This is a genomic window from Ruegeria sp. BE1, assembly GCF_056538885.1.
Genome location: NZ_JBQFTY010000005.1, coordinates 304,669 through 321,111 on the forward strand (window position 1 = coordinate 304,669; position 16,443 = coordinate 321,111).

Genomic DNA, 16,443 nt, shown 5'->3' on the forward strand with positions numbered 1-16,443 from the left:
GGGGGCCTCCTGTCATCTCAGAACATGAAATAGCGTTGCGCCATCGGCAGAACCTCAGCCGGTTGGCAGGTCAGCAATTCGCCATCGGCGCGCACTTCGTATGTTTCGGGGTCAACCTCGACATGCGGTGTGGCGTTGTTCAGCAGCAGATCGCGTTTGCCGATATCGCGGGTGTTTTGCACGGCGAGGGTCTGCTTTGCCAAACCCAGTGTATCACCAATTCCCTCGGCCTGCGCCGCGCCCGAGACAAAAGTGATCGCAGACTGTTCGACCGATCGGCCATAGGCCCCAAACATAGGTCGGCTGTAAACCGGCTGTGGTGTCGGGATCGAAGCATTCGGGTCGCCCATCTGCGCGCAGGCAATGGTGCCGCCCAGCAAGACCATCTCGGGCTTCACGCCAAAAAAGGCTGGGTTCCACAGCACCAGATCGGCGCGTTTGCCTTCTTCGATGCTGCCAATCTCATGGCTGAGGCCATGCGCAATCGCCGGGTTGATGGTGTATTTCGCGATATAGCGGCGCACGCGCATATTGTCGTTTTCGCCGGTTTCCTCGGGCAGGCGACCGCGCTGTTTCTTCATCTTGTCCGCAGTTTGCCAGGTGCGGATCAGCACCTCTCCGACACGACCCATGGCCTGACTGTCGGACGCGATGATCGAAAACGCGCCCATGTCGTGCAGGATGTCTTCAGCCGCGATGGTCTCGCGCCGGATGCGGCTTTCGGCAAAGGCCACGTCCTCGGGGATGGATTTGTCGAGGTGATGGCAGACCATCAGCATGTCCAGATGCTCTTCGACCGTGTTCACGGTGAAGGGCCGTGTCGGGTTGGTCGAGGAGGGCAAAACGTGGTTCTCGCCACAGATTTTGATGATGTCCGGGGCGTGCCCCCCGCCCGCGCCTTCGGTGTGGAAGGCGTGGATTGTCCGGCCTTTCATGGCGGCCACGGTGTTTTCCACGAAACCGGATTCGTTCAGCGTGTCGGTGTGGATCATCACCTGCACGTCCCAAGCATCCGCGACCGAGAGGCAGCAGTCGATGGCCGCAGGGGTCGTGCCCCAATCCTCATGCAGTTTCAGCGCGCAGGCCCCGGCCTTGACCTGTTCCTCAAGCGCGGCGGGCAGCGAGGCGTTGCCCTTACCCGCAAAAGCCAGGTTCATCGGGAAGGCATCCGCCGCCTGCAACATCCGTCCGATATGCCAGGGGCCGGGGGTACAGGTGGTGGCCAGAGTGCCATGTGCGGGGCCGGTGCCGCCGCCCAGCATCGTGGTCAGGCCGGAATGCAGCGCGTCTTCGATCTGTTGCGGGCAGATAAAGTGGATATGGCTGTCAAATCCGCCTGCGGTCAGGATGCGCCCTTCACCTGCAATGGCCTCGGTCCCCGGTCCGATGATGATGTCGACACCGGGCTGCGTGTCGGGGTTTCCTGCCTTGCCGATCTTGGCGATGCGCCCGTCTTTCAAGCCCACATCTGCCTTGTAGATACCAGAGTGATCCACGATCAGCGCATTGGTAATAACCGTATCCACGGCCCCATCCGCGCGCGTCACCTGAGATTGCCCCATCCCGTCGCGAATGACCTTGCCGCCGCCGAACTTGACCTCTTCGCCATAGGTGGTCAGGTCGCGTTCGACCTCGATCACCAGATCAGTATCGGCCAGCCGCAGCTTATCGCCGGTGGTGGGGCCAAACATGGCGGCATAGTCCGAGCGTTTGATTTGTGCTGCCATCAGAGCGCCCCCATGACCTTTTGATTGAACCCATAGACCTTGCGCGCGCCGCCGATAGGGATCAGCGAGACCTCGCGTTCCTGTCCCGGCTCGAACCGAACGGCGGTGCCGGGGGCGATATCCAGACGCAGCCCATGCGCGGCGGCGCGGTCGAATTCCAGCGCCGGGTTGGTTTCGGCAAAATGATAGTGCGAGCCGACCTGAACCGGCCGGTCGCCGGTATTGGCGACCATCAGCGTCACGGCCGAGGCACTGGCGTTCAATGTGATCTCGCCCTCGGCCGGGAACAGCTCTCCGGGGATCATTTGGTCAGCTTTGCAATCAGCGCGATGGCGGCCAATGCGACAACGGCCAAGCCGACGCCCAAAGTGGCGTAGTCCGAGCTATGCGCGTGGATATGTGTGCCGTTATGAGCAGCGGCTGGGCCAGCAAGGATCAGGGCAGGGAAGAGCATACGGGTCATTTCAGTGTTCCTTTTTCAGCGAATTGGATTGTGAACGGTCACCAGTTTGGTGCCATCAGGGAAGGTGGCTTCGACCTGAACTTCGTGAATCATCTCGGGCACGCCCTCCATGCACTCTGCGCGGGTGATCACCTCGGCTCCGGCCTGCATCATGTCGGCAACGGATCGGCCATCACGGGCGCCTTCGACCACGGCATCTGTGATCAGGGCGATTGCCTCGGGGTGGTTCAGCTTGACGCCACGGGCCAGCCGCTTGCGGGCAACCTCGGCGGCCATGGCGACCAGCAGTTTGTCTTTTTCTCGGGGCGTCAGGTTCATGTCAGAGCATCCAGCATCGGGGAAGAGTGTCGTTGTTCAGTCGCCGCAGGATCGGCAGCAGCGCGCGGCGTAGGGCAAAGCTGTTATCGGCCAGAAGGCGGATCACCAGCAGATCATTCTGTATCAGGCTGGCCCCGCCCGTTTCCGGCAACAGATCGCGGATCGGGTTCAGAAACGCTTCGGCTGTGGGCGCGGCAAACACCACCAGCGCCATGGCGCCCGCGCCGTTGGCAATGTTGGGTTTGGCAAGGTGAGCATTCATGTCACCCGCAAACGACATCATATCGAGGAATGCCGGGGTGCCGCCCCGCCGAATCTCAACCCGGTCTTTAAGCCGAACATCGGTCAGAACCTCGCCCATCGCAGGGCGGCCAAAGACCATCGGTTCGACCAACAGGGCAGATGCTGCGGGTGCAAGATCAACGACCAGACGCCGGTCCAGCGCGCAACCGTTGAACAGAATCGTTTCCTGCGGCAACCAATTTACGCGGGCGTGACCCTCGGCCGTCAGGGTATTTCGGATGGTGCCGGTTTGTTCGGGCTGGGCTTTATAGGCGCGTTCGCATGCCTGGGTGGTCAGCGTCAGTGTGGTTCCTTGCGCTGCCTTGCCCGCGAACAGGAATCTGTCGCCCCCGGTCACGCCTCCGGCGGTGTTCAGCAGTACGGCGTTCAGATCAGGGCTGTTTCCATGCGGGAAAAGGCATTTGAAAGACCCGGACTGGCGAAATTCGTCGATCACGCTGCGCACGCCAAAAGGTTTGGTGCTGAGCACGATTTGCCCCTCGGCACGGGGCGGGCTGGCCTGTTCAGTAGGTTTTATGACAGACAGATGTGTGATTGCGGCAGCTTTCAGGTCTTTGGCGTTTGGCGCTTTTTTCACCGCTGCGATGTCGAAACTCTATTGCGCCCTGCCGTTTTTGTACCCTCTGCCGCCCTGTTGGATTAATTTTTAATCACACATCCAGCATGCAGGTTAAAAATTAGGCAATTGGCGTTGGTGCCTTCAAATCCGAAGCTGCGGATTTGCCAAGTTCGCCGCAATGCAGAAAGCGTATGGATGCCCACCACGGGGAAAACGCCCCAGGGTGTGTGACGGCTGCGCGAATTGGACCTCGGACACAACCGCCACACGGAACGCAACAACAGTTGCGGGGATCAGGTAGAAGAGAAATGCGCCCTTGCGCAAGCCCTCTGTCCCGGCCCCGCCCAGGAGGATTACATGACATCTCTCAAATCCACGCTCGCCGGATCGGTTGTCTTTGCTGCTATGGCCACTGCTGCAATGGCTGAGGAAGACACGATCAAGGTCGGCGTTCTGCATTCGCTGTCAGGCACTATGGCGATCTCGGAAACCACGCTGAAAGACACCATGCTGATGCTGATCGACCAGCAAAACGCCAAGGGCGGCCTGCTGGGCAAACAGCTTGAGGCGGTTGTGGTCGACCCCGCATCCGACTGGCCGCTGTTTGCCGAAAAAGCACGAGAGCTGCTGACGGTGCATGAGGTGGATGTGATCTTTGGCAACTGGACCTCGGTCAGCCGCAAATCGGTTCTGCCGGTGATCGAGGAACTGAACGGCCTGCTGTTCTATCCGGTTCAGTATGAGGGCGAAGAATCGTCCAAGAACGTCTTCTACACCGGTGCCGCGCCGAACCAGCAGGCGATCCCGGCCACTGACTATTTCCTGGATGAGTTGGGCGTTGAGAAATTCGCGCTGCTGGGCACCGACTATGTCTATCCCCGCACAACGAACAACATTCTGGAAAGCTATTTAAAGCAGAAGGGCATTGCGGATGACGACATCTTCGTGAACTACACGCCCTTCGGACATTCCGACTGGTCCAAGATCGTGGCGGACGTCGTCGCGCTGGGTGCGGATGGTAAAAAGGTCGGCGTGATCTCGACCATCAACGGCGATGCCAACATCGGCTTCTACAAGGAACTGGCCGCTGCCGGTGTCTCGGCGGATGACATTCCGGTTGTGGCCTTCTCGGTCGGCGAAGAAGAACTGTCGGGTCTGGATACCACCAACCTTGTGGGCCATCTGGCCGCGTGGAATTACTTCCAGTCGGCAGATACCGAGGCCAACGCGGAATTCGTTGAAACGTGGAAAGCCACGATGGGCGACGAGCGCGTGACGAACGACCCGATGGAGGCGCATTACATCGGCTTCAACATGTGGGTAAACGCTGCGACCGCAGCCGGTTCAACCGAAGTCGATGACGTGCGCGCCGCCATGTACGGGCAGGAATTCCCGAACCTGACCGGCGGAACCGCCGTCATGTTGCCGAACCATCATTTGGCCAAGCCGGTTCTGATCGGTGAGATTCAGGAAGACGGCCAGTTCGACATCATCAGCGAGACTGACGTTGTACCGGGCGACGCCTGGACCGACTTCCTGCCAGAATCGGCGGTGCTGGTATCGGATTGGAAAGAGCTGGGTTGCGGTATGTACAACACCGAGACCGAGACCTGCGTTCAGACGCTGTCGAACTACTAACCGACACGCAAGGCGGGTGATCACGCCCGCCTTGCCCCAAGACATCTCGGGTTTCACCACATGTTACGACTTTTCCTTGCGGGCCTCGCAATCCTGTGCGCCTGCCTGACTGCCACCGCGCAAGAGGCCGGTCTGCAACCGATCCTGCAAGAGCATCAGGAGATCATCGCCAAAAGCTCGCGCAAGACGATCGGGCCTGCGATTGACGCGATTGCCTCCAGCGGGTTGCCGCAAGCGCAGGTGATGTTGGAGACTTGGGCCGCCAAAGACATGTGGATGCGCAAGTCGGATGGTCTGTTCTTTGCCGGGGAAAAGGGTGAAGGACGCTCTTACGAGCTGACCGATTTCGACACCGGAGAGGTTGTCGGCACGTTTGAGAAATCCGACCTGAAACAGTTGAAACCCAACAGCGGCATCCGTGCGATGATCGGCACGGCTCTGGTTCAGTTCCAACTGACCGATCCGGACCGCGCTCGGCGACTGGCCGCTTTGCAATCCATCCAGCGCGATCCCGAGGGGGCCTTGCTGGAGCCCTTGCGTGCGTCGATAGATGGTGAACCTGACGCTGATCTGAAGGCTCAGAAACAGCGACTCGAACGGTTGCTGACGATTGGATATGACGCCGATACTGCGGCGCGCGTGGCCGCGATTGAACAAATGTCAGGTGATCTGGGCGTCGACGTCCGTGGCGCGTTGAACCCTTTGGTCGTGACAAAACGACAGGCAGCCACCGAACTGCCACCGGATGTGAATATCGCCGCTGTGCTGCAACCCGGCTCGGAAACGCTGTCGCGCGATGAGGCATATGACCTGCTGGTTGCCAGCGATCTGGCAGCCGCGCGCGTTTCGCCGGGTGATATCCGAGCGGCGTTGGCGTCCAACATTGATGGAGGCCGCGTGGGCGATATCCCCGTGGCGCAACTGAATTCCGATGCAACCCGCACGCAAGCCTATGCAGCCTTGGCCGAGGCTGGTGTTGTTCCTGCCTTGGTGACTGAGGCCGATATAGACGCGGCGCTGGCTGAACATGTGTTCTTTGATACCTACACGGAACCCTCACCCGAAGTGACTGCCGCCGCCGAACAGGCACTGGAACAGATTGAGTTGAAGGTCGGCCTGAACCAGACGCTCGACCTGACATTGGACGCGATTTCCTTGGCGTCGATCTATTTCCTCGCCGCCATCGGTCTGGCGATCACCTTCGGCGTGATGGGCGTGATCAACATGGCCCATGGTGAGTTCATCATGATGGGCGCCTATACCGGTTACGTGGTGCAGCAGTTCGTCCCCGACCATACGCTGTCGATCATCGTCGCCATCCCGATGGCTTTTGCGGTCACTTTCGCCATGGGCGTCGCGATGGAGCGGCTGGTGATCCGTTGGCTGTATGCCCGCCCGCTTGAGACGTTGCTGGCGACATTCGGGATTTCAATCGCGCTGCAACAATTGGCTAAGAACATCTTCGGAACGCAGGCGCGCCCGCTGACCGCGCCCGGCTGGCTGGACGGGGCGTGGGTGCTGAACGATGTGGTCTCGATCAGTTACATCCGCATCGCGATCTTTGTGCTGGCGATGATCTTTCTGGGACTGTTTCTGTATATCATGAAGCGCACCCGGCTGGGGCTTGAGATGCGCGCCGTGACGCAGAACCCGCGCATGGCCGGGTCGATGGGCATCAATCCGGGCCGGGTGAATATGCTGACCTTTGGCCTTGGTTCTGGCATCGCCGGGATCGCAGGCGTTGCGATTGGCCTGTTCGCCAAGGTCACGTCTGATCTGGGCAGCGACTATATCGTGCAAAGCTTCATGACCGTGGTTGTCGGCGGCGTCGGCAATATCTGGGGCGCGCTGGCGGGGGCAGGCATGATCGGCTTCTTGCAAAAGGGGATCGAGTGGATGAACCCGTCGAACACCCTCGCGGCGCAAACCTACATGATCATCTTCATCATCATTTTCATCCAGTTCCGGCCAAGGGGCATTATCGCCCTCAAAGGCCGCGCGGCGGGGGATTGAGTCATGGACCGCAGCTTTGTCGCCAAGAACCCATCCGTGCTGGTCTTTCTGGCCATCCTGTCCCTGTTCACTTTGGGCGTCACCGTCCTGTCCGAAGGGTTCGGGATCGGCGTGATCTCAACCAGTTTCGTCAAGACACTGGGCAAAACCCTGTGCCTGTGCCTGATCGCTGTGGCTATGGATTTGGTCTGGGGGTTCACCGGCATTTTGTCCCTCGGTCACTTCGCCTTTTTCGGGCTGGGCGGCTATATGATCGGCATGTGGCTGATGTACGAACGCACGCGCCTGATCGTAGTCGAGTCGCTGTCGCAGGCTGATATCCCACCAACCCCGTCCGAGGTCGTGGACGCCATCGGCACGCAAATCTTCGGCGTGGTCGGATCGTCTGAGTTCCCGTTGATCTGGGCCTTTTCGGACAGCCTGTTCCTGCAACTGGCGCTGGTCGTGCTGGTGCCGGGCCTTCTGGCGCTGATCTTCGGTTGGCTCGCCTTCCGCAGCCGGGTGACGGGCGTCTACCTGTCGATCCTGACCCAAGCCATGACATTGGCGCTGGCGCTGTACCTGTTCCAGAACGACAGCGGCTTACGCGGCAACAATGGCCTGTCGGGTTTGCAGAACCTGCCGGGTGTCACCGCATCACAAGACGTGGTGTCGATCTGGTTCCTCTGGGCCTCGGCTTTGGCCCTGGGGCTGGGCTATATGCTGGCGGCATGGGTGGTGTCGGGCAAATTCGGCTCGGTCATCCGCGGCATCCGCGACAACGAGGCACGGGTGCGGTTCCTCGGCTACTCGGTCGAGGTCTACAAACTGGCCGTCTTCACCTTGACCGCCTGTATTGCCGCCATTGCGGGCGCGCTGTACTACCCGCAGGCAGGTATCATCAACCCCGAGGAGATGGCCCCCATCGCCTCGATCTATCTGGCCGTCTGGGTCGCCATCGGCGGGCGGGGTCGCTTGTATGGCGCGGTCATCGGCGCGGCGTTTGTCAGCCTGCTCAGCACATGGTTCACCGGCGGGCAGGCCCCGGACATCCCGCTGGGGTTCTACACGATCAAATGGGTCGACTGGTGGCAGGTGCTGCTGGGTGTCTCCTTCGTGCTGGTCACGCTGTTCGCCCCCAAAGGGATCGGAGGGTTATTCGACCTCTGGACCAACCGCCGCGCGCCTCAGCGCCACGGTGCGGCACTGGGGCCCGATGAAAGCGCCTTGCGCGAAAAGGAGGCCACGGAATGAGCACCCTGCTAGAAGTCAGCGGCGTTTCGGTCACTTTCGACGGGTTCCGCGCCATCAACAACCTGTCCTTCCAGATCGGTAACGCCGAGCTACGCGCCGTGATCGGGCCGAACGGGGCGGGTAAGACGACCTTCATGGACATCGTCACCGGCAAGACCCGACCCGATGAGGGCCGCGTGATCTGGGGTGAGAAATCCGTTTCCCTGCTGCGCATGAGCGAGGCGAAAATCGCGCAGGCCGGGATTGGGCGAAAATTCCAGAAACCCACCGTGTTCGAGGATCAGTCCGTGCAGGAAAACCTGCTGATGGCGCTTAAGAACAAACGGGGCTGGGTGGGCGTGCTGTTTTATCGGCCTTCGGCGGGCGACCTTGAAAAGGTCGAGGAACTGGCCACGGAAATTGGTCTCAAGGACGAACTGACCCGCAAGTCCGGTGAACTCAGCCATGGTCAAAAGCAATGGCTTGAGATCGGCATGCTGCTGGCGCAGGAACCCCGCCTTCTGCTGGTCGACGAACCCGCCGCAGGGATGACCCCGCAGGAACGCGAACACACGACCGACCTGCTGGTACAGGCCGCCAAAACCCGCGCTGTGGTGGTTGTGGAACATGACATGGAATTCGTGCGTCGCCTGAATTGCAAGGTCACGGTGCTGCACGAAGGCTCGGTTCTGGCCGAGGGGTCTCTGGACCATGTGACATCAAATCAGGACGTCATCGACGTCTATCTGGGGCGCTAAGCGATGCTGAAACTGACCGATCTGACCTTGCATTACGGGCATTCGCAAATCCTCAATGGCATCTCGATGCAGGCCGCGCAGGGCGAAGTCACCTGCGTGATGGGCACCAACGGTGTGGGCAAGACCAGCCTGATCAAGGCGATCTCGGGCACACATCCGCGATCGGGTGGAGAGCTGGAGCTGAACGGTGAGGCGCTGCCCGCGCTGCCCGCCCATAAGATGGCGTGGAAAGGCGTCGCCTATGTCCCGCAGGGACGCGAGATTTTTCCGCTGCTGACGGTGCGCGAGAATTTGGAAACCGGTTTTGCCTGCCTGCCCGCGAATGAACACTTCATACCTGATGAAATCTTCGAATTATTCCCGGTTCTCAAACAGATGCAGAACCGGCGGGGCGGGGACCTGTCTGGTGGTCAGCAACAGCAACTTGCCATTGCGCGCGCCCTGATTACCAAACCAAGCCTGTTGCTGCTGGACGAGCCGACCGAGGGTATTCAGCCCAATATCATCCAACAGATCGGAGAGGTGATTGGCCACCTGCGGAAACGGGGCGATATGGCGATTGTGCTGGTCGAGCAGTATTTCGATTTCGCCTATGATCTGGCGGATCGGTTTATTGTTTTGCGACGCGGCGATGTTCTGATGTCAGGTCGCAAATCCGAGATGCCGCGCGAGCAGGTATTGAAAGGCGTTTCGGTATAGGCGCATCACGTCCAAAGTGTCGCTTGCGACAAGCGTAGGGTTTCTGCGGCGGAAACGGACAGGTCCTGTGCAGCTGTCTGTTGTTTCGAGACAAAGCCCCTCTGTTCAAGCGATCAAGTGTTAGCCGAGCAGTCCTGCAATATCCGAAGATTTCAACCGCGATTGAATTTCTGGAGACGTCTTGCGTGCGAGGCAATATCGGGCTGAACCAAAAAGCGCGCCGATATTGCGCGCTGTTTGTTGGTTCGCATTGCCGTCTGATCGGCGGCTTAGTTGGTGCCTGTGGTGCTGGTCGTGCTGTTGGTCGACCCCCCGCCGCCGGCCGCGGCCACGCCAACGGCTGCAGCAGCAACACCCAAAGCTGGGGCAACCAGCGGTACAAACCCTGTCACGCCTTCTTCGGCTGCTGCGCTGGCTGCATCGCCGGGCACCACGGCAGGGTCTTCATCGTCCTGAACGGTGGCGTCCTGAGCATAGACGCCCGTCGCGGACAGGGAAAAAACCAGCAAAGTCGTTCTGAGCATTTCCAATCCCCTAAACCTAATCCGCATAAGGCGTGATCATCGCCCAGAGAACAACAAAAATACTAACAAGAAGTGAACAAAAGGAACAACCTACAGTTTACATTGGAGAAAAGGGGACTTTCGTTGGAAGTGCTACTTGTTGAATATTTACAACCTCTTGCGTTCTCGTCCCATTTTCGCGGTGGAGTATTGTATATTGGTCACATTTCGCATTTGAGTTGTATAAGCTTTTTGAGTTTTGCGGTCGTTCTTTTGGGATTTTAGTAGGGGTAATAAAAATGAAAAATAGCCTTGAAGGTTTCTTTGGTGGGGACAGGGCGGAAGACTCTGCTAACTTTTTATTGCGCAGTTGCGACCGGAATGGCGCACGCACAATCCGTGTCGACCTATGGGACGCCGGGCCTGCTGGAAACGCCGACGGCTGAGATGTTTGAGGATGGCACGCTGGTGTTCACCGGCGCGGCGTTGCGCAATACCGGTCGGGGCACGATGACGTTTCAGATGCTGCCCTGGGTGCATGGCAGTTTTAGATACTCGGTCATTCGACAATTGGACGGTCCCGATGTCACCCGGTATGACCGCAGTTTTGATCTGCATTTCCGTCTGCACGAGGAAAGCCGGCGCGCGCCCGCCATTGTTGTGGGGTTGCGCGATTTTGGTGGCACGGGGATTTACGCGTCGGAATATGTGGTGGCCACCAAGACCTTTCAGGACCGTCTTAAGCTGAGCGGCGGCATTGGCTGGGGTCGCATGGCCGGGCGCGGGGCGTTTTCCAACCCGCTGGACATCTTTGGCCGCCGGTTCGAAACCCGACCACCATCAAACTCGAACGGGCAGGCCGGAGAGGTTGAGTTCGGCAACTGGTTCCGCGGCGATGCGGCCCTGTTTGGCGGGGTCAGCTGGCAGTATAATGACCAGTGGACCTTTCTGGCCGAGTATTCCCCCGATCTCTATACGCAAGAGGCGGTCAATGACAGTTTCCGGGTCAGATCCCCGATCAATGTGGGCGCGCAATACCGGTTCAGGAACGGCTCGCAACTGACGGCGTCGTTTCTTTATGGCACCTCGCTGGGGCTGACCTACAGCTATTTCATCGACCCGCGCAAAGCGGTCACGCCGGGCGGGCAGGGGGCGGCGCCGCCCGCGCTGCGGCCCCGGTCCCAGGTGGTGGCGACGGCTGCGGGGCGCAGCGCGGGCGATATCCGGGCGCGGATGCAGGCGGCGCTGAACCAGGAAGGGCTGCGGCTGGTCTACCTGTCCGAATCCGGCGACACGGTGCGCGTGGGGGTTGAGAACACGCGCTATAATCAGGCGGCCCAGGCGCTGGGGCGTACGGCGCGGGTGCTGGCCAATGAACAGCCCGCGCAGGCGGAACATTTTGACATCGCGCTGATGTCGGACGGGGTGCCGCTGAGCGCGGTGCGGGTCAACCGCGAAGACCTTTATGAGCTGGAGCATGACCCCGACAACGCCTGGCGCAGCTTTGCCCGGGCCGAGATCTCGGACACGCTGCCGCTGGTGCAGGGCGGTGTCCTGAGCGATGCGTTCCCGCATTTTTCCTATCGGTTCGGCCCCTATCTGAACTTCTCGTTTTTTGATCCCGATGACCCGCTGCGATACGAGCTGGGCGCGGCGCTGGGGCTGGATTACACGCTGTCGCCGGGCTTTACCCTGTCGACCGAGCTGCGCCAGCCGATCCTGAGCACGCTGGATGACAGCACCCGCGTCTCGGATTCGACCCTGTCGCGGGTGCGGTCGGACTGGGCGATCTATGCCCGCGAATCCAACCTGCGGGTGGAACATATGACGGGCGAGTATCTGTGGCGGCCCGGCAAGGACCTTTATGCGCGCACCACGGTGGGCTATCTGGAGACCATGTTTGGCGGCATCTCGTCCGAGCTGCTGTGGTATCCCACCAACAGCCGCCTGGCGCTGGGGGTTGAGGCCAATTATGTCGCCCAACGCGATTTCGACGTGCTGTTCGGGTTCATGGATTACTCGGTCGCCACGGGCCATGTCTCGGCCTATTACGATCTGCCGGGGGATTATCACGCGCAGGTCGATGTGGGCCGCTATCTGGCCGGCGATCACGGCGCGACCTTCACCCTGGATCGCGAGTTCAACAACGGGTTCAAGGTGGGGGCCTTCTTTACCCTGACCAATGTCAGCTCGGAAGAGTTCGGCGAAGGCTCGTTTGACAAGGGCATCCGGCTTGAGATTCCCGTCTCATGGCTGACCGGACGCCCGTCGCGCAACAAGATCGCCCAGACCATCCGGCCGGTGCTGCGCGATGGCGGGGCGCGGCTGAATGTGCGCAACCGATTGTACGGCGTCACCCGCGAGGCGCGCGCGCAGGAGCTGTCACGCGGCTGGGGGAGGTTCTGGCGATGAAAAGGCTGCGCCCCCTTTGCCTGGCCCTGATGCTGATCTCCTGCGGCGAAGCGCAGGAAGATGTCGATCTGCTGAAAGGCGCCTTGTATCCCGGCGCGCCCCGGCTCAACCCGCGGGCCGAGGCGCTGGCCGCCCGCCGCCCGATACCGCCCCGGCTTGAGGTGGGCTTTCCCAGCCGCGATCTGGCCGGGGTGATGCTGCTTGAGACCCAGCGCGCCGGGGTGCAGACCTGGCTGACCGCTGACGGGGCCGCGATCACGCTGGAACAGGGGCTGCTGACCTCGGCCCTGGGCTTTGGCGGCGGTCTGTCCGGCTCGGATATCCGCCAAAGCGCGCGGCTGATCCAAAGCGGCGGGTCGGGTCCGGTCGAGCGGTTCCACAGCTTTCTCAATGGCGATGACCAGATCGATCTGCGCGCCTATCGCTGCCGGATCACCACGCTGGGGTCCGAGCCGGTTGTGCTGCAGGGCACACCGGTGGCCACGCAAAAGCGGCAAGAGGACTGTTATGGGCTGGCCCAGCAGTTCACCAACATCTACTGGGTGCAGACCGGCACCGGCCGCATCGTCCAGTCCTCGCAATGGACGGGCGCGTTTCTGGGTAACATGTTCATCAAGGTGGTGCCCGAATGAGATTTAAGACTTTGAACAGCGGAGGGCCGCTTATGCGCCGTATTCCCCTTTTCCTGAACGTTTTGGCCGCGGGTGTCCTGATTGCGGGATGCTCGACCATTTATCGCAGCCCCTCGGTCACCGCCGGTGTGTCGGATGCCGGCGCAGTGCGCGTGGTGCCGGTGACGCCCGAGAGCGTGCTGGTGGCCAACCGCGCGCCTTACGCGCCCAAGACCCTGCCCTCGATCTTTGCGGTCTCGGCTGGATCGGGCAGCAGCACCAGCCTGCGCGGCACCGGGCCGCTGCCCGAGGCGCCCTCGACCCAGGACGGATCGCGCGCCAGGCTGCAGCTGGACCCGCCACCGCAGGTCAATCCCGGGCCCTATACGATCGGCATCGGCGACGTGCTGGTGCTGTCGACACCATCGACGCAAGGCACCGCCGGAGAGCTGTCGGGCCTGCTGGCTGCGCAAAACAGCCGCAACGGCTATACGGTGCAGGATGACGGATCGATCAACATCCCCGATGTGGGCCGCGTGCGGCTGGCCGGGATGACCGTGGATGAGGCCGAGGCGCTGCTGTTCCAGCGTCTGGTGGAAAACCAGATCGACCCGACCTTCAGCCTCGAGATTGCCGAGTTCAACGCGCGCCGTGTCTCGGTCGGCGGGGCCGTGGGCCAGCCGGGCATCCAGCCCATCACCCTGACCCAGCTGACCCTGAACGAGGCGCTGTCGGCGGCCGGGTCCGTCTCGGTCAGCGATATCGACAATTCCTCGGTGCGGATCTATCGCGACGGCCAGATGTACCAGATCCCGCTGGAAAGCCTCTATGCCAGCACCGATCTACAGAACCTCAACCTGATTGCCGACGACTCGGTCTTTGTTGACACCGATTACGATCTGGACCGGGCCGAGCGCTATTTTGCCCAGCAGATCGCCCTGCGCGAGACCGTGCTGGAGGGCCGCCAGACCGCCCTGCAAGAGCTGAACGTGGCGGTCAATCTGCGCCGCGCCGATCTGGATGAGCGCCGCGACAACTTTGTGCAATCGCTGGAACTGGACGCGGTTGACCGCGATTACGTTTATCTGACCGGCGAGGTGCGCACCCAGGGCCGCTATGCGCTGCCCTTCAACCAGCGCGCCACACTGGCCGACGCGCTGTACGACACCGGTGGTGGCGTGGCCAAGGAAACCGGTGACGCCTCCGAGGTCTATGTGCTGCGCGCCTCAGAAGACCCCCGCGAGTTTGGCGCCGTCACCGCCTGGCATCTGGATACCCGCAACGCCGCCCACCTGACATTGGCCGCCAGGTTCCAGCTGCGCTCAAACGACATCATCTTCATCGCTGAAAACCCTGTCACAAGATGGGGCAGAACCATCAGCCAGATCACGCCGTCCCTGATCACGACGCCGGTAAACGCTGCCGTGAACTAGCAAGGCAAGAATACCCGGCTTGCACTGGGGGCAGGCATAAGCTTATCAGATTGCAAACGGCCTTGCGCATCTGCAAAAGGTGTTGGCCCCCTACGCGTAAAGGCTTTGGAGATGAAAATTGCAATCGCCGGGATTGGGTATGTGGGCCTGTCAAACGCTGTACTTCTGGCGCAGAACCACGACGTAGTGGCGCTGGACGTGTCTGAGGAGCGTGTGGCTTTGATCAACCAGCGCCAAAGCCCAATTCTGGACACCGAGATCAGTGATTTCCTGTCGACACGGGCGCTGAACCTGACAGCGACAACCGATCCCGAAACTGCCTATGCCGGGGCTGATTTTGTCATCGTCGCCACGCCGACCAATTACGATCCTCGCAGCAATTATTTCGATACAAGCTCGGTCGATACGGTGATTGAACAGGTGACCCGTCTGGCCCCGGATGCGGTGATCGTGATCAAATCGACCATCCCGGTCGGCTTTGTTGCTGATGCGCGTGAACGGTTCGGAACAGAGAATATCCTCTTTTCCCCCGAGTTCCTGCGTGAGGGGCGGGCGCTGTATGACAACCTCCACCCCAGCCGGATCATCGTGGGAGAGCGGTCGGATCGGGCGCGGGTCTTTGCTGATCTGCTGTTAGAAGGGGCTGTGGAAAAGGATGTGCCGGTCCTGTTCACAGACGCCAACGAAGCCGAAGCGATCAAGCTGTTTGCCAACACCTACCTCGCCATGCGCGTGGCCTTTTTCAATGAGCTCGACAGCTATTCGCTGGCAGGTGGAATGGACTCGCGTCAGATAATCGAGGGCGTCAGTCTCGACCCTCGGATCGGTGCGCATTACAACAATCCGTCTTTTGGATATGGCGGATATTGCCTGCCCAAGGACACCAAGCAGCTTTTGGCCAATTACAACCACGTGCCGCAGAACCTGATCCGCGCCATTGTGGACGCCAACAGAACCCGCAAGGATTTCCTGAGCGATCAGATCCTGATGAAAGGGCCCAAGATCGTCGGGATTTACCGCCTGGTGATGAAGGAAGGCAGCGACAATTTCCGCCAGAGCTCGGTTCAGGGCATCATGAAAAGGATCAAAGCCAAAGGCATTCAGGTCATCGTTTACGAACCTGCGCTGAACGAGGATAACTTCTTTAACTCGCCCGTAATCCGCGATCTGGAGGCGTTCAAGAAAATGGCTGATCTGATCGTTGCCAACCGCTTGTCGGATGAGATTGACGATGTCAGCAGCAAGGTCTTTACCCGAGACCTGTTCGGTGCGGATTAAGCGAGCTTAAAAAAACCCGCCGCTTAGGGCGCGGCGGGTCTTGGATCAGTCCTGTGCCAGAACAAGTGCGTGAATGCCGGACGCCGTCGTGCCTGTTGCGTGCACGCGGGTGACGCCAACCGGCAGGATCGCAAAATCGGCCACCTGAATGGTGCGCGTTGCCCCACGCACTGTGGTCATCACCACGGCCCCGCCGGTTTCGACGTAAAGCCCGATGGCGGCATCGGGCAGATCGGTCGTGTCCGAAGGCGCAACAGGGGTCGCGTCGCGTGCAGGGCCAGCCAGGCCAGAGGCGCGGGTCTTGAAAGGGTTGGTCGTCATGTTCAGGTCTCGTTCTCTGTGTCAAACAGCGGAACGCTAGTCGGAACCCTTTAACGGCGCGCAATCTGACCGTACGTTGCCAATGCTGCCGCTCTTATCCCTTGGCGCCTTGTCCTCTTGCGTAGATGTCTTCGTATCTGACGATGTCGTCTTCACCCAGATAGGTGCCGGTCTGGACCTCGATCAGGACCATGG

17 protein-coding genes are annotated in these 16,443 nt (G+C 60.5%); 9 read left to right on the top strand and 8 right to left on the bottom strand.

The window, feature by feature from the left end:
- Positions 1-17: 17 nt before the first annotated feature.
- From ureC to ACR0J5_RS16290, 5 genes are read right to left on the bottom strand one after another with little or no spacing between them, the layout of a single operon-like run.
- Positions 18-1,727, bottom strand: coding sequence for an urease subunit alpha (gene ureC, locus ACR0J5_RS16270; RefSeq protein ID WP_480655193.1), 1,710 nt, complete (start codon positions 1,725-1,727; stop codon positions 18-20).
- Positions 1,727-2,032: an urease subunit beta gene (locus ACR0J5_RS16275; RefSeq protein WP_480655195.1), complete on the bottom strand. Its 306-nt coding sequence runs from the start codon at positions 2,030-2,032 to the stop codon at positions 1,727-1,729. The genes ureC and ACR0J5_RS16275 overlap by 1 nt, the downstream gene beginning before the upstream one ends.
- Positions 2,029-2,190 carry a hypothetical protein gene (locus ACR0J5_RS16280; RefSeq protein WP_480655197.1) on the bottom strand — a complete coding sequence of 54 codons (162 nt, stop codon included), beginning with the start codon at positions 2,188-2,190 and terminating at the stop codon, positions 2,029-2,031. Before ACR0J5_RS16280 ends, ACR0J5_RS16275 begins: the two co-directional genes overlap by 4 nt.
- A 15-nt stretch (positions 2,191-2,205) precedes the next feature.
- Positions 2,206-2,508, bottom strand: coding sequence for an urease subunit gamma (locus ACR0J5_RS16285; RefSeq protein ID WP_480655199.1), 303 nt, complete (start codon positions 2,506-2,508; stop codon positions 2,206-2,208).
- A 1-nt stretch (position 2,509) separates the two neighbouring features.
- Positions 2,510-3,388, bottom strand: a complete 879-nt coding sequence (locus ACR0J5_RS16290) for an urease accessory protein UreD (protein ID WP_480655201.1) — start codon at positions 3,386-3,388, stop codon at positions 2,510-2,512.
- 339 nt (positions 3,389-3,727) lie between these two features.
- Between ACR0J5_RS16290 and urtA the strand changes: the two genes are divergently transcribed.
- Genes urtA through urtE form a run of 5 tightly spaced genes read left to right on the top strand, consistent with a single transcriptional unit; the run spans position 3,728 to position 9,690 of the window.
- Positions 3,728-5,008, top strand: a complete 1,281-nt coding sequence (gene urtA, locus ACR0J5_RS16295) for an urea ABC transporter substrate-binding protein (RefSeq protein WP_480655203.1) — start codon at positions 3,728-3,730, stop codon at positions 5,006-5,008.
- 60 nt (positions 5,009-5,068) lie between these two features.
- Complete coding sequence (gene urtB / locus ACR0J5_RS16300; protein ID WP_480655205.1) at positions 5,069-7,021, top strand: urea ABC transporter permease subunit UrtB; 1,953 nt, start codon at positions 5,069-5,071, stop codon at positions 7,019-7,021.
- A gap of 3 nt (positions 7,022-7,024) precedes the next feature.
- Positions 7,025-8,254 carry an urea ABC transporter permease subunit UrtC gene (urtC, locus tag ACR0J5_RS16305; RefSeq protein WP_480655206.1) on the top strand — a complete coding sequence of 410 codons (1,230 nt, stop codon included), beginning with the start codon at positions 7,025-7,027 and terminating at the stop codon, positions 8,252-8,254.
- Positions 8,251-8,991: an urea ABC transporter ATP-binding protein UrtD gene (gene urtD, locus ACR0J5_RS16310; RefSeq protein WP_480655208.1), complete on the top strand. Its 741-nt coding sequence runs from the start codon at positions 8,251-8,253 to the stop codon at positions 8,989-8,991. Before urtC ends, urtD begins: the two co-directional genes overlap by 4 nt.
- Positions 8,992-8,994: 3 nt before the next feature.
- Positions 8,995-9,690, top strand: coding sequence for an urea ABC transporter ATP-binding subunit UrtE (gene urtE, locus ACR0J5_RS16315; RefSeq protein WP_480655210.1), 696 nt, complete (start codon positions 8,995-8,997; stop codon positions 9,688-9,690).
- Positions 9,691-9,959: 269 nt separating this feature from the next.
- Here urtE and ACR0J5_RS16320 read toward each other — a convergent pair whose 3' ends face one another.
- On the bottom strand, positions 9,960-10,214 hold the full coding sequence (locus ACR0J5_RS16320; RefSeq protein ID WP_480655212.1) for a hypothetical protein: 255 nt from the start codon (positions 10,212-10,214) through the stop codon (positions 9,960-9,962).
- A 360-nt stretch (positions 10,215-10,574) separates the two neighbouring features.
- On the opposite strand from ACR0J5_RS16320, the gene ACR0J5_RS16325 reads away from it, so the two are divergent.
- From ACR0J5_RS16325 to ACR0J5_RS16340, 4 genes are all read left to right on the top strand, one after another.
- Positions 10,575-12,605: a YjbH domain-containing protein gene (locus ACR0J5_RS16325; RefSeq protein WP_480655214.1), complete on the top strand. Its 2,031-nt coding sequence runs from the start codon at positions 10,575-10,577 to the stop codon at positions 12,603-12,605.
- Entirely contained in the window at positions 12,602-13,237 is a 636-nt protein-coding gene (locus ACR0J5_RS16330; RefSeq protein WP_480655216.1) for a YjbF family lipoprotein, read from the top strand. The genes ACR0J5_RS16325 and ACR0J5_RS16330 overlap by 4 nt, the downstream gene beginning before the upstream one ends.
- A 32-nt stretch (positions 13,238-13,269) precedes the next feature.
- The gene (locus ACR0J5_RS16335) at positions 13,270-14,649 is read left to right on the top strand and encodes a polysaccharide biosynthesis/export family protein (protein ID WP_480655217.1); all 1,380 of its coding nucleotides are present in this window, start codon (positions 13,270-13,272) and stop codon (positions 14,647-14,649) included.
- A gap of 111 nt (positions 14,650-14,760) precedes the next feature.
- Positions 14,761-15,927 (top strand): nucleotide sugar dehydrogenase, encoded by a 1,167-nt coding sequence (locus ACR0J5_RS16340; RefSeq protein ID WP_480655219.1) that lies wholly within the window; start codon positions 14,761-14,763, stop codon positions 15,925-15,927.
- Positions 15,928-15,972: 45 nt separating this feature from the next.
- Here ACR0J5_RS16340 and ACR0J5_RS16345 read toward each other — a convergent pair whose 3' ends face one another.
- Together ACR0J5_RS16345 and ACR0J5_RS16350 are read right to left on the bottom strand one after the other, a co-directional pair.
- Positions 15,973-16,248 carry a spike base protein, RCAP_Rcc01079 family gene (locus tag ACR0J5_RS16345; protein ID WP_480655221.1) on the bottom strand — a complete coding sequence of 92 codons (276 nt, stop codon included), beginning with the start codon at positions 16,246-16,248 and terminating at the stop codon, positions 15,973-15,975.
- Positions 16,249-16,342: 94 nt separating this feature from the next.
- Positions 16,343-16,443: hypothetical protein (locus tag ACR0J5_RS16350; protein WP_480655235.1), on the bottom strand; the 101-nt coding region annotated here is incomplete at its 5' end.